The organism is Streptococcus parasanguinis, from assembly GCF_015557775.1.
In the GTDB taxonomy this organism is placed as follows: Bacteria; Bacillota; Bacilli; order Lactobacillales; family Streptococcaceae; genus Streptococcus; species Streptococcus parasanguinis_AA.
This window is the reverse complement of sequence record NZ_JADNOY010000002.1, coordinates 24109-43969: the sequence shown is the minus strand read 5'-3', so window position 1 is coordinate 43969 and position 19861 is coordinate 24109. Positions and strand designations below refer to the sequence as shown.

General features: G+C 37.9%; 20 protein-coding genes. 6 read left to right on the top strand and 14 right to left on the bottom strand.

Annotation, left to right across the window (positions count from 1 at the left end; genetic code table 11):
* Positions 1–116 precede the first annotated feature (116 nt).
* The 4 genes from mnmG to I2F76_RS03370 all read right to left on the bottom strand — a co-directional run bounded on the left by mnmG (position 117) and on the right by I2F76_RS03370 (position 4497).
* Complete coding sequence (gene mnmG / locus I2F76_RS03385) at positions 117–2027, bottom strand: tRNA uridine-5-carboxymethylaminomethyl(34) synthesis enzyme MnmG (RefSeq protein WP_021154144.1); 1911 nt, start codon at positions 2025–2027, stop codon at positions 117–119.
* Between the two features lie 8 nt (positions 2028–2035).
* A complete protein-coding gene (locus tag I2F76_RS03380) occupies positions 2036–2491 on the bottom strand; it encodes an NUDIX hydrolase (RefSeq protein WP_021154145.1) in 456 nt (151 codons plus the stop codon).
* A gap of 137 nt (positions 2492–2628) precedes the next feature.
* The gene (gene mnmA, locus I2F76_RS03375; protein ID WP_195487237.1) at positions 2629–3750 is read right to left on the bottom strand and encodes a tRNA 2-thiouridine(34) synthase MnmA; all 1122 of its coding nucleotides are present in this window, start codon (positions 3748–3750) and stop codon (positions 2629–2631) included.
* 204 nt (positions 3751–3954) lie between these two features.
* On the bottom strand, positions 3955–4497 hold the full coding sequence (locus I2F76_RS03370) for a LysM peptidoglycan-binding domain-containing protein (RefSeq protein WP_045760055.1): 543 nt from the start codon (positions 4495–4497) through the stop codon (positions 3955–3957).
* Between the two features lie 228 nt (positions 4498–4725).
* Here I2F76_RS03370 and sdaAB point away from each other — a divergent pair, with 228 nt between their 5' ends.
* From sdaAB to I2F76_RS03355, 3 genes are read left to right on the top strand one after another with little or no spacing between them, the layout of a single operon-like run.
* Positions 4726–5397 carry an L-serine ammonia-lyase, iron-sulfur-dependent subunit beta gene (sdaAB, locus tag I2F76_RS03365; RefSeq protein ID WP_031574774.1) on the top strand — a complete coding sequence of 224 codons (672 nt, stop codon included), beginning with the start codon at positions 4726–4728 and terminating at the stop codon, positions 5395–5397.
* Positions 5398–5406: 9 nt separating this feature from the next.
* On the top strand, positions 5407–6279 hold the full coding sequence (sdaAA, locus tag I2F76_RS03360; protein WP_003002222.1) for an L-serine ammonia-lyase, iron-sulfur-dependent, subunit alpha: 873 nt from the start codon (positions 5407–5409) through the stop codon (positions 6277–6279).
* Between the two features lies 1 nt (position 6280).
* Positions 6281–6910, top strand: coding sequence for an HAD hydrolase-like protein (locus I2F76_RS03355; RefSeq protein WP_195487236.1), 630 nt, complete (start codon positions 6281–6283; stop codon positions 6908–6910).
* A gap of 24 nt (positions 6911–6934) precedes the next feature.
* Here the strand turns inward: I2F76_RS03355 and I2F76_RS03350 are convergent, their stop codons facing one another.
* The 8 genes from I2F76_RS03350 to yfmF form a co-directional block, all read right to left on the bottom strand.
* Complete coding sequence (locus tag I2F76_RS03350; protein WP_023919985.1) at positions 6935–7576, bottom strand: LysM peptidoglycan-binding domain-containing protein; 642 nt, start codon at positions 7574–7576, stop codon at positions 6935–6937.
* A gap of 157 nt (positions 7577–7733) precedes the next feature.
* Positions 7734–8531: an energy-coupling factor transporter transmembrane component T family protein gene (locus I2F76_RS03345; protein WP_070594293.1), complete on the bottom strand. Its 798-nt coding sequence runs from the start codon at positions 8529–8531 to the stop codon at positions 7734–7736.
* A complete protein-coding gene (locus I2F76_RS03340; protein ID WP_195487235.1) occupies positions 8524–9366 on the bottom strand; it encodes an energy-coupling factor transporter ATPase in 843 nt (280 codons plus the stop codon). Before I2F76_RS03340 ends, I2F76_RS03345 begins: the two co-directional genes overlap by 8 nt.
* A complete protein-coding gene (locus I2F76_RS03335) occupies positions 9351–10175 on the bottom strand; it encodes an energy-coupling factor ABC transporter ATP-binding protein (protein WP_031574782.1) in 825 nt (274 codons plus the stop codon). The genes I2F76_RS03340 and I2F76_RS03335 overlap by 16 nt, the downstream gene beginning before the upstream one ends.
* On the bottom strand, positions 10176–10715 hold the full coding sequence (pgsA, locus tag I2F76_RS03330) for a CDP-diacylglycerol--glycerol-3-phosphate 3-phosphatidyltransferase (RefSeq protein ID WP_003009208.1): 540 nt from the start codon (positions 10713–10715) through the stop codon (positions 10176–10178).
* 40 nt (positions 10716–10755) lie between these two features.
* Entirely contained in the window at positions 10756–11154 is a 399-nt protein-coding gene (locus I2F76_RS03325; RefSeq protein WP_031574784.1) for a helix-turn-helix domain-containing protein, read from the bottom strand.
* A 26-nt stretch (positions 11155–11180) separates the two neighbouring features.
* Entirely contained in the window at positions 11181–12455 is a 1275-nt protein-coding gene (yfmH, locus tag I2F76_RS03320) for an EF-P 5-aminopentanol modification-associated protein YfmH (RefSeq protein ID WP_195487234.1), read from the bottom strand.
* Between the two features lie 8 nt (positions 12456–12463).
* The gene (yfmF, locus tag I2F76_RS03315) at positions 12464–13711 is read right to left on the bottom strand and encodes an EF-P 5-aminopentanol modification-associated protein YfmF (RefSeq protein ID WP_195487342.1); all 1248 of its coding nucleotides are present in this window, start codon (positions 13709–13711) and stop codon (positions 12464–12466) included.
* A gap of 155 nt (positions 13712–13866) precedes the next feature.
* Here yfmF and yaaA point away from each other — a divergent pair, with 155 nt between their 5' ends.
* Positions 13867–14229, top strand: coding sequence for a S4 domain-containing protein YaaA (gene yaaA / locus I2F76_RS03310; protein WP_195423604.1), 363 nt, complete (start codon positions 13867–13869; stop codon positions 14227–14229).
* Positions 14229–15323, top strand: coding sequence for a DNA replication/repair protein RecF (gene recF / locus I2F76_RS03305; RefSeq protein WP_049475061.1), 1095 nt, complete (start codon positions 14229–14231; stop codon positions 15321–15323). Before yaaA ends, recF begins: the two co-directional genes overlap by 1 nt.
* A 45-nt stretch (positions 15324–15368) precedes the next feature.
* Here the strand turns inward: recF and guaB are convergent, their stop codons facing one another.
* Together guaB and trpS are read right to left on the bottom strand one after the other, a co-directional pair.
* The gene (guaB, locus tag I2F76_RS03300; RefSeq protein WP_003009220.1) at positions 15369–16850 is read right to left on the bottom strand and encodes an IMP dehydrogenase; all 1482 of its coding nucleotides are present in this window, start codon (positions 16848–16850) and stop codon (positions 15369–15371) included.
* A 142-nt stretch (positions 16851–16992) separates the two neighbouring features.
* A complete protein-coding gene (gene trpS / locus I2F76_RS03295; protein ID WP_195487233.1) occupies positions 16993–18021 on the bottom strand; it encodes a tryptophan--tRNA ligase in 1029 nt (342 codons plus the stop codon).
* A 205-nt stretch (positions 18022–18226) separates the two neighbouring features.
* On the opposite strand from trpS, the gene I2F76_RS03290 reads away from it, so the two are divergent.
* The gene (locus I2F76_RS03290) at positions 18227–19852 is read left to right on the top strand and encodes an ATP-binding cassette domain-containing protein (RefSeq protein ID WP_049475060.1); all 1626 of its coding nucleotides are present in this window, start codon (positions 18227–18229) and stop codon (positions 19850–19852) included.
* Positions 19853–19861: the final 9 nt, after the last annotated feature.

The following is a 19861-nucleotide window of genomic DNA, read 5'->3' as shown; positions in this document are numbered from 1 at the left end:
AAAAAGCTTTTCCTCGGTTTCACTACTTTGTAAACAAGGTTTACAACTGTGTAAACAGTAACAACAGATTTCAATCCATAAAATTGAGGCTGAAACATCATCTCAGCCTCATTTGATTAGTGGTTTGCTTTGTTTTTGGAGATACTCCGAGATTTACCTTCCAAGTAAACCATTAAAATAGAGATATCCGCTGGATTGACACCTGAGATACGACTTGCTTGACCAATCGTTTCTGGATTAATTAATTTAAATTTTTGACGAGCTTCGGTTGCGATGGAGTCAATATCATCCCAGTCAATATTCGCAGGAATTCTTTTTTCTTCCATACGCTTCATTTTTTCGACTTGGTCCATTGCTTTTGAAATATAGCCTTCGTATTTAATTTCAGTTTCAATCAATTCAATGATTTTATTATCCAGTTCTTCAGCTGCAGGACCGATAAATTCTACCACATCTTGGTAAGAGACTTCTGGTCTTCGCAAGAATTCTTTAGCAGTGACAGCATCTGTCAAAGGTTTAAAGCCTAGTGCTGCAACCTTCTCGTTCGTTTCCTTTACAGGCTTTAACTTAATGCTATCCAAACGCTTCATCTCGTTTTCAAACTGATACTTCTTGGTTTCGAAACGTTGCCAACGTTCATCATCTACCAATCCAATTGCTCGTCCCATTTCTGTCAAGCGCATATCGGCATTATCATGACGCAAAATCAGACGGTATTCTGCACGGCTTGTTAACAAACGATACGGTTCGATCGTTCCCTTTGTTACCAAGTCATCGATCATGACCCCAATATAACCATCACTGCGTTTCAAAATGAGTTCCGGTTTTCCTTGGATTTTTAGAGCCGCATTGATCCCTGCAATAATCCCTTGACCAGCAGCCTCCTCATAGCCAGACGTTCCATTGGTTTGGCCAGCTGTAAAGAGACCTGAAATTTTCTTAGTTTCCAAAGTTGCGCGCAATTGATGAGGCAACACCATATCATACTCAATTGCATAACCCGTTCGCATCATTTCTGCCTTCTCAAGTCCCTTAATAGAATGGACGAGATCCCGTTGAACATCCTCTGGTAAACTCGTTGACAGCCCTTGAACATAGACTTCTTCTGTATTTCGCCCCTCAGGTTCTAAGAATAGTTGATGACGCTCTTTGTCAGCAAAACGGACAATTTTATCCTCAATGGACGGACAATAGCGAGGACCCACTCCCTTTACAACCCCTGTAAACATAGGTGCTCGGTGTAAATTATTCTGGATAATTTCATGGCTATGCCCATTCGTATAAGTCAACCAACAAGGAACCTGATCCTTTACATAATCTTCATCACGCGATGTATAAGAAAAATGATTTGGAGCTTCATCTCCAGGTTGAATTTCCGTTTCGTCATAATTAATTGACGATGCCTTTACACGAGGTGGTGTCCCTGTTTTGAAACGTCCAATTTCTAATCCTAGCTGTTTGAGATTATCGGCCAAATTGATAGAAGCTAGACTATGATTAGGTCCTGACGAATACTTGAGATCTCCAATGATAATTTCTCCGCGTAAAGCTGTCCCAGTAGTGACAATAACAGCCTTTGCCCCATACTCTTGGTGAGTCGCAGTCCTTACACCAACAACCTTACCATTCTCCACCAAAATCTCATCAATCATAGTTTGGCGAAGAGTTAAATTATCTTGGTTTTCAACCGTTTTTCGCATTTCTTTTGAGTAAAGTTCTTTGTCTGCTTGAGCGCGAAGTGCACGAACCGCAGGACCTTTACCAGTATTGAGCATTTTCATTTGGATGTAGGTCTTATCGATGTTCTTCGCCATTTCTCCGCCAAGTGCATCTACTTCACGGACAACAATCCCTTTAGCAGATCCACCAATAGATGGATTACAAGGCATAAAAGCTAGCATTTCAATGTTAATAGTCGCAAGTAAGACCTTGCAACCCATACGGCTAGCAGCTAGAGAGGCTTCTACTCCTGCATGCCCAGCACCGATTACAATGATATCGTATTCTTCAATAAAATTATAAGTCATTTTTTCTCCTATTTCTCAAGATGGATGTGTCGTAATTTTCCGTCCCATTCTGGTAGGGCTGATTTTAAAAAGGCTGGTTTCAGGTCAACAGTGTGTAAATCATCTAAAGCAATCCAACGGCAAGGTAATTGCTTTGTATCTTCCTGCATGACCAAAGGTGCATCTTCCAGCAGGTCCACCAAATAATGAAATTCAATGTTATGGTAGTGGATTCCAGCTTGTTCAAAGTGATTTTCAACCACGAAAGCTAACGGACCTGCTGTAGATGTGACACCAAGTTCCTCTTTGACTTCCCGAACTACAGCATCTTCTGTAGTTTCATTGACTTGAATAGCACCTCCGATTGTATAACAGCCGTCCTCATCTTCTATGACGAACAAGCGATTATCTTTTACAATCAAAGCAGTCGCTCTCACGCCAAAAACAGTAGAACCTATTTTCGTACGAAAATCCTGTTGCCTCATTTTACTTCCTTTCAAAATCACACAAAAATAGTCAAAACTCTGAGAAGTGCAGGACAAAAAAGCCTGCAACATCCATGAGCTTTGACCATCATTTCTATTGCTTTTCTTATTGTAGCAAATTGAGAAAATTTGTCAATTTAAATATACTGACAAACTTTTCCATCTCGATAAGCATTATCAATCAAGCCACCGCCTAGACACTCTTCCCCGTCGTAAAAAACAACAGCTTGTCCTGGTGTAATAGCACGCTGAGGTTCAGCAAAAATAACCTCTGCTTTATCACCTTTAACCTTTACAGTAACTTTACTATCAGGTTGACGATAACGGATTTTTGCTGTACATTCCATTTCAAATTCTTCTGGCATATCTCGTGTAAAGTGAACTTGACTAGCCTGTAAACTTGTTGACATCAGTGCATCATGATAGAAGCCTTGACCAACGTAAAGAATATTTTGACTAAGGTCTTTCCCCACTACAAACCATGGAGCATTGTCTCCACCCTGTTGTCCACCAATTCCAAGACCACCACGCTGACCGATCGTGTAATACATCAAACCGGCATGTTCACCCATATCTCGTCCATCTACGGTCATCATTCGGCCTGGCTGAGCAGGTAGATAGTTGCTGAGAAACTCTTTGAAATTCTTTTCTCCGATAAAGCAGATTCCAGTGGAATCTTTCTTTTTAGCCGTTGCTAGTCCAGCCTCTTCTGCTAACCGGCGAACCTCAGGCTTTTCTAAATGCCCCAACGGAAACATGGTTTTTTGAAGTTGTTCTTGTGACAATTGGCTTAAGAAATAAGTTTGATCCTTTCCATTGTCAACGCCACGTAACATATGGACAACGCCATCCGCATCACGCGTCACGCGTGCATAGTGCCCTGTCGCTATATAATCGGCACCGAGGGTCATAGCGTAATCTAGAAAGGCCTTAAATTTGATTTCCTTATTACACATGACATCCGGATTTGGTGTCCGACCAGCTCGGTATTCAGCAAGGAAATATTCAAAGACACGATCCCAATATTCTTTCTCAAAGTTGACAGAATAGTAAGGAATGCCAATCTGGTCTGCAACTGCTGCTACATCTTTGTAATCTTCTGTAGCTGTACAGACACCATTTTCGTCTGTGTCGTCCCAGTTTTTCATGAAGATGCCGATGACATCGTAACCCTGTTGCTTTAACAACAAAGCCGTTACAGATGAATCGACACCGCCACTCATACCAACAACAACACGTGTTTTCGAGTTATCACTCATAGGTTTCTCCCATCTTTTCGTTACTCACGATTGAAGGTCGTGGTTTGCTTCAACGATTGAAGGTCGTTTTGAGCAGTTACCATTTTAACACGCTTTATAGAAGAAAACAAGCATTTGACCGCCCTAGTCCTCTCTAATTAATGATACGTTTACAGAGCTGTAAATTTAAAAAGAGTCTTATTCAAGGACTCTTTTTAAACGAATTTAATACCAGCCATTTGCCAACCAGAAATTTTTAGCTGCTGACCATGATCCATAACGGTTGACAACGTATTGATTGGCCACTTTTTCTTGGTTTGCAGGTGATAAATCACCATTCAAATAGGTGAGAGTTAATTGGTAACGACCATAATATTGGCCATTTTGTGCTGTATAACTACCACTTGATTCTTTTTGGGCAATCCATTCCTTAGCAGCTGCATCTTCCGCACTCAAGCCATCTGAAGCAGAGACAGTCGTTGTTGCTTGTGTAGTATCCGTTTTACTAGTAGTAGCTTGCTCCGTAGTTTTCTGCGTTGTTTTTGCATCTTCAATCTCAAGAACTTGACCAACTGAGATAAGGTTCACGTTACTAATCTTATTTTTCTTAGCAATCGCATCAACCGTTGTGTTCTTCTCTTTAGCAATAGCTGATAAAGTATCACCTGATTTTACAGTATAAGAATCTGCATTCGCTACAATGGGAAGGAAAAGTCCTGCAAGTAAACTAAGTCCAATAATATGTTTCATCATTTGTTTTTTATTCATTATTATGTACTCCTTTATTGGTATACCTCTATACTACACAAGAAATATTTCATATTTATTGAAATAATGTGTCAAATATTTCAGTCAGATGTTAGAAATACTAAAAATCCAGGATAATATAAATGCTTTAAGCCCCCTTTAAGATTTCTCAGATATTTCGGGAAAAATAGAAGAAATCATCAGCCATATCTGATATAATGAAGTAAAGTGATCACAAAGGAGCAGAGCATGAACTCTTTAAAATTCCAATCAGTTTTTGATATTATTGGACCTGTGATGATCGGCCCATCCAGTAGTCACACTGCAGGTGCTGTTCGAATTGGTAAAATTGTTTCTTCTATCTTTGGAGAGGAACCAAAAGAAGTTGAGTTCCAATTATTTAATTCCTTCGCCAAAACCTATCGTGGTCATGGAACAGATTTAGCCTTAGTAGCGGGCATCTTAGGAATGGACACAGATGACCCTAGAATCCCAGATAGTCTAAAAATTGCACATGAACGAGGCATTCGGATTGTTTGGTCTATTCAAAAAGAGAGCAATGCTCCTCACCCCAACACAACAACCATTACTGTAAAAAATGACCATAAAACGATTTCTGTCACTGGAATCTCCATTGGTGGTGGGAATATACAGGTTACTGAGTTAAATGGCTTTGCTATCTCGCTAAATATGAATACTCCAACCATTATCATTGTGCATCAAGACGTCCCTGGGATGATCGCTCATGTGACAGAAGCCCTTTCTCGCTATGATATTAACATTGCACAGATGAATGTGACGCGGGAAAAAGCTGGAGAAAAAGCGATTATGATTATAGAAGTTGACTCAAGGAGTTGTGAATCAGCGATCGAAGATATCCGTCAAATTCCTCATCTTCATAATGTCAACTTTTTCAAATAAGGAGTTCGTATGTTTTATTCAATTGTAGACCTCGTAGAACAAGCAAGCACACAATACGAAGGAAACGTCGCAGAGTTAATGATTGCAACTGAATTTGAACTAACTGGTCGTGAACGCGAAGAAGTCCTCCGATTAATGACCCGTAATTTAGAAGTGATGATTGATTCTGTAAAGTTAGGATTAAATGAAAATCACTCTCGTAGTGGATTAACTGGTGGAGATGCGGCAAAATTAGATCGTTATATCAAATCAGGAAAAACTTTATCTGACTTGACCGTCTTAACCGCAGCAAAGAATGCTATCGCTGTCAACGAACACAATGCTAAAATGGGGCTGGTCTGTGCAACACCCACTGCAGGATCTGCTGGCTGTCTTCCTGCAGTTCTCACTGCGGCAACTCAAAAATTAGGGTTAAACCGTCAGCAACAATTAGATTTTCTACTGACAGCTGGAGCTTTTGGTTTAGTCATCGCAAATAATGCTTCTATTTCAGGTGCAGAAGGTGGTTGTCAAGCAGAAGTTGGTTCTGCTTCAGCTATGAGTGCGGCAGCATTGACACTAGCTGCTGGGGGAACTCCTTATCAAGCGAGTCAGGCAGTCTGTTTTGTCATCAAAAACATGCTTGGTCTCATTTGTGATCCAGTAGCAGGACTCGTGGAAGTTCCATGTGTCAAACGAAACGCAATGGGAGCCAGCTATGCCTTCATTGCTGCTGATATGGCCTTAGCAGGTATTGAATCAAAAATACCTGTTGATGAAGTGATTGACGCCATGTACCAAGTTGGATCTAGTCTTCCGACTGCCTTTAGAGAAACAGCTGAAGGAGGATTGGCAGCAACACCAACCGGACGTAGATTACAAAAAGAGATATTTGGAGAATAGCATGCAAGCCTTATTTTTTGATTTAGATGGAACATTAGTTGACAGTTCCAAGGGAATTACAGAGAGTTTTCAACATACATTCGATACTTTGAAGGTTCCTCAACCCGATCTCAAAACTATCCGTAGTTTTATGGGACCACCTTTGATTTCTAGTTTTGAAGCTACCCTTCCTGAAACTTTAGTAGATCAAGCAGTGATGATCTATCGCCAGTATTATCATGAAAAAGGTCAATACAAATCAACTCTATTTCCTCAGATACTAGAAGCTTTGAAAGCATTACAAGACAAAAACATTCCTCTTTATGTAACTACTTCAAAACATGAACCAGTTGCTTTACAGATGTGTCAAGATTTAGGTATCGATAAATACTTTAAAGGAATTTATGGATCAAATTCAGATCGTATCCACAAAGCCGATGTCATTCGATACGCCTTGTCAATCAATGACCTTCCAAAAGAGGAGACAGTGATTATTGGAGACACAAAATTTGACCTCATTGGAGGTCAAACAGTTGGCATAAAAACCGTGGCCGTCACTTGGGGATTTGGAGATCTTGAAGAGCTACTTCTTTACTCACCAGATTTTATTTGTCACTCTCCACTTGACATTCTTGAGACATTAAAAAAATAGGTTTACAAATTGTAAACCTATTTTTTAATAACCCCAAGCTGACAAACCTTGAGAGCTGTATGCATTATATGCCGCCTGGATTTGATCATCAACTGTTGCAGTTGAACCCCAACCTGGCATTGTTTGGAATAAACCACTTGCACCAGAAGCATTTGCTGCATTTACTTGACCATTTGATTCACGGGCAATAATTGCTTCCCAAGTAGAAGCAGGTACACCAGTCATTTCAGCCATACGAGCAGCTGCATAAGAACCTTGTTCCCCAGCAGTATTTCCATTTGATAGAACAATTCCACCATTTGTTGATTGTGCAGAAGTCACTGCAGCATTTGCTGCATAAGTTGTTTGTTTTTGAGCAGTTTGTGCTGCTGCAGGTGCACTTTCAGCAGGTTTCGCTTGCTCTTGTGGAGCAACTTTATCAATCATAGATTTTGAACGCTCACCTAACTCAATAATTTGTCCTGCATAGATCAAATCTTCATTGGTCAAATTGTTAGATGCAATAATATTTTCTACTGAAGTGTTATTTTCTAGTGCAATTTTTGATAGAGTATCTCCAGACTTCACTTCGTAAGTTTCAGCATTCACTGTAGCAATACCTGAAATGAAAAGTGATGCTGCTGAAAGTAGGGAAGTGACTGTCCATTGGAACTTTTTACTGTTCATGAATTCTATTCTCCTTTCGAACATAATTCTATCATACACACAAAATGTTACAGTTTATTGTAGAATATATTACAAATGTTACAAGAATATGTGAATTTAATGTAAAAAGCGCTTTGTATAGCGCTTTTTCCTTATTTTTGAACCAATACAACTAGCTCTATCCATTTTTTAGATAAAAAACTATCAACATGAGGCACAGAATAACGAGCAATGCCAGGGTATCTTTTACTCCCCACTGCAGAGTCCGATAGCGTGTTCGTCCCTCACCGCCTTTGTACCCTCTCGCTTCCATCGCAATTGCTAATGCATCTGCGCGTTTAAAACTAGAAGCAAATAGAGGAATGAGGATCGGAATAAAGGAACGGATCCTTTTTAATAGATTTCCCTCACCAAAATCAACACCACGTGCCCTTTGCGCATTCATGATTCGATTCGTATCATCTACTAAGGTTGGAACAAAGCGCAAACTCATAGATAGCATTAACCCAATCTCATGAGCCGGAACCTTAATAATTTTTAGTGGGGTAAGGATCTTTTCAACAGCATCTGCTAAACTCAATGGTGTCGTCGTCACGGTTAAAATCGTCGAATAAAAAATAATTAAAATAAATCTACAAAATATGATGGCGGCTTGCATCAATCCTTGGTCGGTTAATTTAAAAAACCACCATTGATACAAAATAGTTCCTTGAGAAGTCGCAAATAATTGAAAAATAGTTGTAAAAGCAATGATAAAAATCATTGATTTTAAGCCTTTAATATAAAAACTAACCGAAATCTTCGTTAGATACATTAAAACAAAAATAAAACCAAAGAGAAGAACATTTGTCTGGATATTATTTGCCCAAAACAGAAGAAATATGAATAAAAACATTGAGAGCAACTTCCCACGAGGATCTAGTTGGTGGATAATGGAGTTTCCAGGAATATACCTTCCTAAAATCATATTATTCATGAAGTAACAGCTCCTTTAGTTCCTCAATTTTGATTGGTAGTCTGTCCAGAGGAAGTCCTCTTCGTTTCAATTGAAGAGCAAAATTCGTAATTTGTGGGACTCCTAATTGAAGTTTTTGTAAATACTCAACCTGTTGAAACACTTCCCTTGGGGGTCCGTTTAGGACAAGTTTTCCCGCTTCTAAAGCAAATACGGTATCAGCAAAATTTGCTACATCATCCATCGTATGAGTTACCAGAACTAGAGTCATCCCATTTTTATGTAATGTTTCAAACAGCGCCATCAATTCCTTTCTTCCAGCAGGATCTAGCCCTGCTGTTGGCTCGTCCAATACTAAAATCTCTGGTTCAATAGCTAAAATACCCGCGATCGCAACCCGTCTCATTTGTCCACCAGATAGTTCAAATGGACTTTTATCATAGATAGACTCTTCTAAACCAACGATCGCTAATTTTTCTTTGGCTATTTCCTCCGCTTTGTCCTTAGGTACCCCAAAATTTTGTGGTCCAAAGGCTACATCAGCTAGAACAGTTTCCGCAAATAGCTGACTTTCTGGAAATTGAAAAACCAAACCGACTTTTTTTCTCAGGTACTTCATTTCTTTTGGCTCAGAATGATTATCTAAAACAAAATCTTCAAATTGAATCGTTCCTTTAGTCGGACGCAGTAAACCATTTAGTAATTGCAACAAAGTAGACTTGCCACTGCCAGTATGCCCGATGATGGCTGTATAAGATCCATCTTTTATTTCCAAACTAATATCAGAAAGCGCCTGCCCTTCAAAAGGACTTCCCTCTTGATAAGTATAATAGACATTCTTTAAAGAGATTCCCATAGTTGGTCTAATAACTCACTTTCTGTTAGATAATCCTGTTTTAGCGGAAAATGCGAGCTGAGAGATTCTTGAACCTGCTTACTAAAAGGCTTATCTAGTCCAATCTCATTAAGGTCATTTCTTGAAAACAATTCCCGCGGCGTCATAGAAGACTCTAGTTTTCCTTTTTGAAACACCAGTGTTCGATCACTTAAGGCAATTTCGGTTAAATCATGGGTAATGGAGATAATTGTTAATTGAAATTTTTTCTGAAGTTCTCTCATTACCGCCATTAGATCCTCTCTGCCTTCTGGATCTAACATACTAGTTGCTTCATCAAGGATAATAATAGTTGGTCTCAAGGCGATAATACCTGCTATGGCCACCCGTTGCTTTTGACCACCTGACAAACGAGATGGTTCGCGATCTTTAAACTCCAGCATACCAACTTGCTCAATAGCCTTCTCCACTCGTTGAAGCATTTCTTCCCGTGGAATTCCTTGATTTTCTAAACCAAAGGCAACATCATCTTCTACTGTCGCACCAACAAATTGGTTATCAGGATTCTGAAATACAATCCCAATTTTACTACGGATTTCCCATATAGTTTCACGAGTCAGTTTTTTTCCATCAATGTAAATCTCACCAGACTCAGCTTCCAAAAGACCATCAATCAGGCGTACAACTGTAGATTTCCCACTACCATTGTGCCCAACAATTGAAAGCCACTCCCCTTGTTTCACGTGAAACGAAACAGTGTCAATTTGATACTCTTCTATTATTTTATCGTATCGAAACGATACATTTTTTAGCTCTATAATATGTTTCATTTATTTAAATGTGTCTTTAAAGAGATAGCTACTTCCCTTAAAGTAGTCGTAACCAGAATAAATTGTAAAAATCAGTGCGATATAAAGTAATACTTGCCCTGGAAGGGTCCAATGACAAAGCAAAAAGATAATAGCAAACATTTGGCTAAAGGTCTTAATTTTACCAGGCATGGCTGCAGCAAGAACTGTACCACCCGTCTCAACAAGTAGAAGACGCAAACCAGTGACAGCTAACTCACGACAAATGATAACGGCTGCAATCCAAGCAGGAACCATCTTTAATTCAATCATCATGATAAAGGCTGACATGACCAATAATTTATCTGCCATTGGATCGGCAAATTTTCCAAAATTACTCACTACATTCCATTTTCGTGCAAGGAAGCCATCTAAATAATCTGTAATACTTGCAATTGCAAAAATAACTGCTGCTACAATATGGCCTAGATAAGAATGGCTTAGACTTAAAATAGCAATAAAAATAGGAATCATCACAACTCGAATTAATGTCAATGCATTAGGAATATTTTCTTTTTTCATACTTCCTCCAAAAAACAAACTATCTTTACAGCTATTTTACTCATGCTGTAAACTTATAAAAATATACGATATAAATCACAAATCCAAGAATAGCAAAGCTAACTAGCAGATAATACAGGATTGGTAACCAGCTTGTTTTCTGCCTTAACTTTCTTGAATGAAGCTCTTCATCATTTACAAGTATTTCTTCATCAAATAACAATTCTTTTCCTTCATGAAAAGCTGTCAATAGGATGGACTCATCCAATCCCAAAGCCCATGATAACTTTTTAAGATAGATCTGGGCGTAAAAGGGACTCGGTAATAAATCAAACTCATCGTTTTCCAACGCTTCTATATAAGGAATTTCGATGGCTGTCTTATTTGAAACATCCTGTAAACTTAAGTGTAAATTTACTCTTGACAATCTTAACACTTGACCAATCGTTCTCTTCTTCATGTTTTCCCTTCTTGATACATTGTTTACTACTTTTGAAAAATCATATAGTCAACCATTTCAGCCTGGTCGATGAACTGACGACCTAATTTGATGATATCTTGTAAACTAATACCTTGTAAAATCTTTGGAAGATCATAAGAAGTGCTACCGTCTGAAAAATATTCAAACTGAGTGGCACTATACTCAAGCGAATTTAAACCTTGTAAGAAATCACCAAACATTTCGCTTTTAATCGTATCTAAATGTTCCTGATTCACATCCGGATCCTTATCAAATTGTTTAATAGCTGATCTAAATTGATGAGATAAGGAGACCGGTTCTTGAGTATCCATTGTCAAGACGACGAAATGAAACAATTCCTCAACCTCGACTTCAAGTGTCAATGAGTTGTCAATTTTCCCAGCTTCATATAAACTTTGAAACCGTTGTGAGGTCCAACCAAACATCATCGAAAATAGTAATTTTAACATTAATTTATAGCGAAATTTTTCCTCTTCCTTAATGATATCATTTCCTCGAATTCCAATTGCCAACTTAGGAGTAGCAACTTGCATTCTACAGGATTGATTCAATTTCACTTCATTTTTTTCTACAGGAAAACGTTCTAACTCAATAGAAGGATGAGGAGGAGTCAGATCATATTCCTTTACTACTTGCAATACTTCATCAACATCAAAATTTCCGATCACTAATAAGTGCATTTGAGAGGGATGATAGAATAGGTCAAAGTTTTCACGGAGATTATCTATTGTAATATTAGAAATAGATTCCCTCGTCCCAGCAATATCGTCTGCTAACGGTGTCCCAGGATATAAATTTTCTAAAGCACCAAAAAACAATCGATAGTCTGGACTATCTTGATACATTCCAATCTCTTGTTGAATGATTTCTCTTTCCTTAGATACAGATTTTTCTGTAAAGGAAGCTTTTGAAACCATCTCCAATAACAATTGAATATTTTCAGGGACCTTTGAAGTTGTTGAGAAAAGATAACTTGTCTTTGTAAAGCTTGTAAAGGCATTGCTTTCCGATCCTAAATGAACGAATTTTTTTAGATAATCTTGGCCTTTTTCATCTTCGAACACTTTATGTTCTAGAAAATGAGCAATTCCTGCAGGATATTTTCTTTCATCCCCATTCACTAGAATTCGTGTGTCCACTGAACCAAACTTAGTTGTGATCATCCCATAAGTTTCATAATAATCTTCTTTTGGAACTAAATGAATGGTCAACCCGTTTGACAAGCGTGTAAAGTAAACCTGCTCACCAACTGATTCATAATATTTTTCTTTAATTTTCAATCTTTACACTACTTTCCTTCCATAAAATAAACAGACTGTAAATTAATTGTTTTTGCCGTTTCAATAATTTCCTCTCTACTAACCTTATTGATGGATTCTAACCATTCTTCTAAGGAAAGTACCTTCGTTCCTAGGATCGTTTTCAGATATTCCCTTTCAATCAAGGTATTTTGTCGATCCTGTGCTAATAAGGTCGTATTCACCAACATTTCTTTTGTCAACCGAAGCTCTGAATCTGTAAATTTACCTCGTTTTAAATCATTCAACTGTCGCATAATCAAGGTCATTACTTTCGTACGAGATTCCTTATCGATACCTGCAAAAACTCTCATAAAGCCTGTGAAAATATCAAAATGGCTAGAGATGGTGTAAGCGAGACCTTCTTTCTCACGAATTGTTTGAAAAAGTCTTGAATGCGAGAAAGCTCCCAGCATCCCATTTAATACAACTAGTGGGATATGGAGAGATTCTCCATACTGGGTAGAAAAATGGTAACCTAATTCTAAAATAGATTGTTGGTTTTGTTTTTGCTCTAACTTTTCTCTAACGACATTTGTAAAAGGTTGTTGATAATTGACAGATAAATGGTTATCACGTGGCTTGAATTCAAACTGGTTCACTCGATCCACAATAGCGACCTCATTAAAGTCACCTATGAAAAAGAAGTCAATGTTATCTAATTGGAGCATCTGATGAAACTGTTCAAGAGAACTTTGAGCTGTTTCTTGTCTCACTAGATCAACTTTCCCCAATCTTGACATCCCGATTGTTTCGTCTTCAAAAAATAGTTGATTCAATTGCCCATGTGCATAATAATAAGGCTCTTCAATTTCCGACTCCAAATCGGAAATTGTATTTTTCTTTTCAACGTCAAATGTATCATTATCAAAGTGATCTTCTACTACCAAAGGTGAAAAGAAGATAGTTTCTATAATGTCCAAAACCTCATCAGTAAGAACATTTTTCTTGCTCAAAAAGTCATCGCGCACAAAGGAAATATTCAAATCAACATAATGAACACGCCCCCTCTTAGAGACTGAGGTTGACAATTCTACCCCATATAGACTCGCTAATTTTTCACGGAATAATTGTGAAGTTGGATATTTTTGATTTGCAGTTTCCATCATACAGGCTACTAAAACACGCGCAGCCACAGTATTTTCATCTAATAGCGATGAAAAACGGACCTTAATTTTATTGGTTTTAAATTTTTTTGATTGAAGAAAGTGAAGATTCACGCCCTTTACTAATTCCATTTTCATCCTCGTTCTACTCAATAGTAACTTTCATTATAACACGAAATCACACTAAAATCCTAATTCAAACTGTGAAAAAGCTCCTCAAATCACTCAACATTCTCTACCCTAGAAAAACTAAAAATATGGTATAATAACACGCAAAGAGGTGAACTATGAATTACAAATTATTTGATGACTTTATTACATTACAAGCAATCTTAAAAGAACTCGGTATTATACAGAGTGGTGGTGCAATCAAAGCCTTTCTTCAAGAAAAAGAACTCTTTGTTAATGGTGAATTAGAACAACGGAGAGGCCGTAAACTTCGTGTCAATGATCAAATTGACATTCCTGAACTGAGCGTTACTATCACCATTCTTGAACCTTCTCAAGAAGAAATAGAAGAGCATCTTAAAGACAAGGAAGAAAAGGAACGTGTTGCTAAACTTGTCAAGCAACTCAATCAACAACAAAAGAAACAACCGACAAAGACTAACAAAAAAGAAAAAGCGATTCGCTTTCCTGGTATCTCCTAATGTGGTTAAAACACTTATCCATTCAACATTTTCGTAATTATCAAGAACTAGAAGTCGAGTTTCATCCTGGATTAAATATTTTCCTAGGTCAAAATGCTCAAGGAAAGACCAATATTCTCGAATCAATTTATTTTCTAGCTTTAACCAGAAGTCATCGAACACGAAATGATAGAGATCTCATCTATTTTGAATCCACCGATTTTAAAGTGTCTGGTCAATTACAAAGAGAAACTGGTCCCCTTCCATTAGAAATTTCCTTGACACCAAAAGGTCGGATAACTAAGGTAAATCATTTGAAACAAGCCAAATTATCGAACTATATTGGCCATATGAATGTTGTCCTTTTCGCACCCGAAGATTTGCAACTGATCAAAGGATCACCTGCAGGGCGTCGAAAGTTTATTGACATTGAATTAGGTCAGATGAAACCTCTCTACTTATCTGACTTATCTCAATACAACCATGTACTGAAACAAAGAAATAGTTATCTAAAAAATTCGGAAAAAATTGATGCTACATTTTTGGAGGTCTTAGATTCACAACTAGCTAGTTTTGGAAGTCGCGTCATCCATCATCGGCTTGAGTTTATTAAAAAATTAGAAGCTAAAGCAAAAGAAAAACATACTCGACTTTCTGACAACAAAGAAAACCTATCAATTCAATATCAGTCAACTGTTTTTTCTGAAGAAGGAAATGATATAGAAGAGCAGTTTCTCTCTATGTTGGAAAAAAACCGTCAGAAGGATATTTTTAGGAAAACAACAAGTATTGGGCCTCACAGGGATGATTTGGCATTTTTCATCAATAATATGAATGCTACCTTTGGTAGTCAAGGCCAGCATCGAAGTGTTGTTCTCTCTCTAAAATTAGCAGAAATTGAATTAATGGAAGAAATCACAAGAGAAAAGCCGATTTTACTACTTGACGATGTCATGAGCGAACTTGACAATTATCGTCAACTTCAACTACTTGAAACCATCTCTAATAATATTCAAACATTTATTACAACGACCACTCTCGATCATTTAAAAGAACTACCTGAAGAGTTGAAAATTTTCACTGTTCAAGCCGGTCATATCAAAACAGCATCTTGACAATACTGTCAAGATGCTGTTATTTTTGTTTACAAATGTGTAAATTTATTGTGCCGAGTAGTTAGGAGCCTCGTTTGTAATTTGCACATCATGAGGATGGCTTTCTTTCAATCCTGCACCACTCATTTCAACAAATTGTGCATGATCATGTAAATCTTGAATGGTTGCTGCACCAACATACCCCATACCTGAACGAATACCACCGATCATTTGGAATACCATATCTGCTACAGAACCTTTATAAGCAACACGTCCCTCAATTCCTTCAGGAACCAATTTATTGGCTTCATTGACAGATCCTTGGAAGTAACGGTCGCTAGAACCTTTCTTCATTGCTGCAATAGATCCCATACCACGGTATGTTTTAAACTTACGACCTTGGAAGATTTCTGTTTCACCTGGTGCTTCATCTGTACCTGCAAGCATTGAACCAAGCATTACTGCATTTCCACCAGCTGCGAGTGCTTTGACAATATCTCCTGAATACTTGATACCACCATCAGCAATGATCGTTTTTCCATATTCACGAGCTACAGCGGCTGCGTCATAAATAGCAGTCACTTGAGGAACACCAACCCCTGCAACAACACGAGTTGTACAGATTGATCCTGGACCAATTCCGACCTTAACTACGTCTACCCCTGCATCAAATAATGCACGAGCACCTTCAGCAGTTGCAATATTTCCTGCAATCAAGGTACGATCTGGGAAGTGAGCACGAATTTCTGCAATCTTACGAAGAACACCCGCAGAATGTCCATGAGCAGTATCAATGACAATTGCGTCTGCACCAGCTTCAAAAAGAGCTTCTGCACGTTCAAAAGTATCTGAAGTAACCCCTACGGCACCAGCCACAAGCAAACGACCAAATTCATCCTTAGCCGCATTTGGAAACTCAATAACTTTTTCAATATCTTTGATTGTAATCAAGCCAGAAAGACGACCATTTTCATCTACCAATGGTAATTTTTCAATACGGTGCTCTTGTAGAATGCGTTCAGCTGTTTCCAAATCAGTTCCAACTGGTGCGGTCACCAAATTTTCACTCGTCATATGATTTGAAATGGGTTGATTGTAATCAGAAATAAAACGCAAATCCCGGTTTGTAAGGATACCAACTAATTTACGATTTTCAAGTGTTTCAACAACAGGAACACCACTGATTCGGTATCGTCCCATCAACTCATCTGCTTCTGCAATTGTATGAGACGGAGTCAAATAGAACGGATCAATGATAACTCCATTTTCAGAGCGTTTTACTTTGCGTACTTCATCTGCCTGTTGCTCAATTGACATGTTTTTATGGATCACACCAAGTCCACCAGCACGTGCCATAGCAATTGCCATTTGACTTTCAGTCACTGTGTCCATGGCAGCAGTAATGATTGGGATATTCAAGCGTAAATTACTTGCTAATTGTGTACTTAAATCTGCATCATTAGGCAATACGTGACTTTCTGCTGGAATCAAAAGCACGTCATCGAATGTAAACCCTTTTTTTAAAAACTTTGTGTCCCAATTAGACATTAGCTGGATCCTCTTTTCTTTTTATTTGAGCAAGGCTCGAATTTTTATTGTTAATATCATACCATTCTATGGCAATTTGTCAATCATTTATTGGTAAATTATCAATGAACAGTAAGAAATGTTCGCTTTTAATGAAGTCGTTTTATTTTTTAAAATAGGTAATTCCCATCGCAGATTTTACTTCATCCAGTGTTTGAGCTGCTACATTTCGAGCGCGCTCACTTCCTTTTTCAAGAATAGAGTAGACCTCACCCATATCCTTTGCAAACTCAAGTCGTCTTTCACGAATTGGTCTTAATTCACGATCTAAAATTTCTAAAAGATATCGTTTGGTCTTTACATCACCAAGTCCACCACCTTGATAATGTTCTTTCATTTCTGCAATTTCAGCTACATCTTCTGGACGGCCAAATACATCCAGGTAATGAAATACCATATTGCCTTCGATTTTTCCTGGATCCTCTACTTTAATATGATCCGGATCAGTATACATACTCATCACTTTTTTCTTTAAAGTATCTGCATCATCAGCTAGGTAAATGCCATTATTCAACGATTTAGACATTTTAGCATTTCCGTCTAAACCAGGTAAGCGCCCTGCTGCTTCGTTTTCAGGATAAATCCCTTCCGGTTCCACCAAAGTATCTGTGTTGTAAGCATGATTAAAGGAACGAACAATCTCACGAGTTTGCTCAATCATTGGCTTTTGATCATTTCCTACTGGAACAAAATTTGCTTTAAAAGCTGTGATATCGGCTGCTTGTGAAATAGGGTATACCAAAAATCCTGTTGGAATACTCTCACCAAAACCTTTTTGAGAAATCTCGGTTTTTACAGTTGGGTTTCTTTCAAGTCGCGCCAAAGATACTAGATTCATGTAATACATGGTCAATTCCGCTAATTCAGGAATCTGACTTTGAATGAAAATCGTAACTTTTTCAGGATCTAGTCCAGCTGCCAGATAATCCAAAGCAACATTACCAATAGATTCTACAATCGTTTTTGGATCTTTTGCATGGTCTGTCAAAGCTTGCTGGTCTGCTAGGAAAACAAACATATTATACTCGTCTTTATTTTGTAGTAAAACGCGATTTTTTAAAGAACCAACATAGTGGCCAATATGAAGTTTTCCTGTTGGTCTATCTCCTGTCAAAATGATGGGTTTTGTCATACTCTTCTCCTTAATCGTTATCCTTATCATTATAGCACTTTCTAGTTGAAAATGTTAGTCTATCCTCTATGTTTGTGACGAAATAACACTTTACTATCATGTCAACTAAATTTACAAAGTTGTAAAAATAAATTGACAGTAAAAAAGTTGAATTTTCCTCTTTTTTCTAGTAAAATGAAGACATTATAGAAAGAGGAGAAAATCATTGCTTACAGTATCAGACGTCTCACTACGTTTTAGTGATCGAAAATTGTTTGACGATGTCAATATTAACTTTACAGAAGGAAATACATACGGTCTCATTGGTGCCAACGGTGCTGGAAAATCAACCTTTTTAAAAATTTTAGCTGGAGATATTGAACCAACAACTGGTCATATTTCTCTCGGTCCTGATGAACGTTTGTCCGTTTTGCGTCAAAATCACTTTGACTATGAAGACGAGCGGGTCATCGATGTTGTCATTATGGGAAATGAGAAGCTCTACAACATTATGAAAGAGAAAGATGCTATCTACATGAAAGAAGATTTCTCTGATGAAGATGGTGTCCGTGCAGCTGAACTTGAAGGTGAATTTGCCGAACTTGGTGGATGGGAAGCAGAAAGTGAAGCATCTCAATTGCTTCAACATCTAAATATTTCAGAAGACCTTCATTATCAAACTATGAGCGAGTTAGCCAATGGGGATAAAGTGAAAGTTCTCTTAGCTAAAGCCCTTTTTGGTAAACCAGATGTCCTTCTTTTGGACGAGCCGACCAATGGATTGGATATTCAATCCATTACCTGGTTAGAAGATTTTCTGATTGATTTTGAAAATACGGTTATCGTTGTATCCCACGACCGCCACTTTTTGAACAAAGTCTGCACCCATATGGCGGATCTCGACTTTGGAAAAATTAAACTTTACGTCGGGAACTATGATTTCTGGAAAGAATCTTCTGAACTTGCAGCAAAATTACAAGCAGATAGAAATGCAAAAGCTGAAGAAAAAATTAAACAATTACAAGAGTTTGTCGCACGTTTCTCAGCCAACGCTTCAAAATCAAAACAAGCAACTTCGCGTAAAAAAATGCTTGACAAGATTGAACTTGAAGAAATTGTTCCATCTAGTCGGAAGTACCCATTTATCAACTTTAAGGCAGAACGAGAAATTGGTAACGATCTCTTGACAGTTGAAAATCTTTCTGTCAAGATTGATGGAGAAACCATCCTTGACAATATCAGCTTTATCTTACGTCCTGGTGACAAAACCGCCCTTATCGGACAGAACGATATTCAAACAACCGCTTTAATCCGTGCCTTGATGGATGATATTGAATATGAAGGAACTGTCAAGTGGGGTGTTACAACTAGTCGATCATATCTACCAAAAGACAACAGTCGTGATTTTGCAGGTGGTGAAAGTATTCTTGATTGGCTTCGTCAATTTGCAAGTAAAGAAGAAGATGACAATACTTTCCTTCGTGGTTTCTTAGGACGTATGCTCTTTTCGGGTGACGAAGTTAACAAGTCTGTCAACGTCTTGTCAGGGGGAGAAAAAGTTCGTGTCATGTTGTCTAAATTGATGCTCCTCAAGTCAAATGTTCTTGTACTGGATGATCCAACCAATCACTTGGATTTGGAGTCTATCTCAAGTTTGAATGATGGATTGAAGAATTTTAAAGAATCGATTATCTTTGCCAGCCATGACCACGAATTCATTCAAACACTCGCCAACCATATTATCGTTCTTTCAAAAAACGGCGTAATCGATCGTATTGATGAAACCTATGATGAGTTTCTTGAAAATGAAGAAGTTCAAGCAAAAGTGAAAGAACTTTGGAGCCAATCATAAAAATAAAGA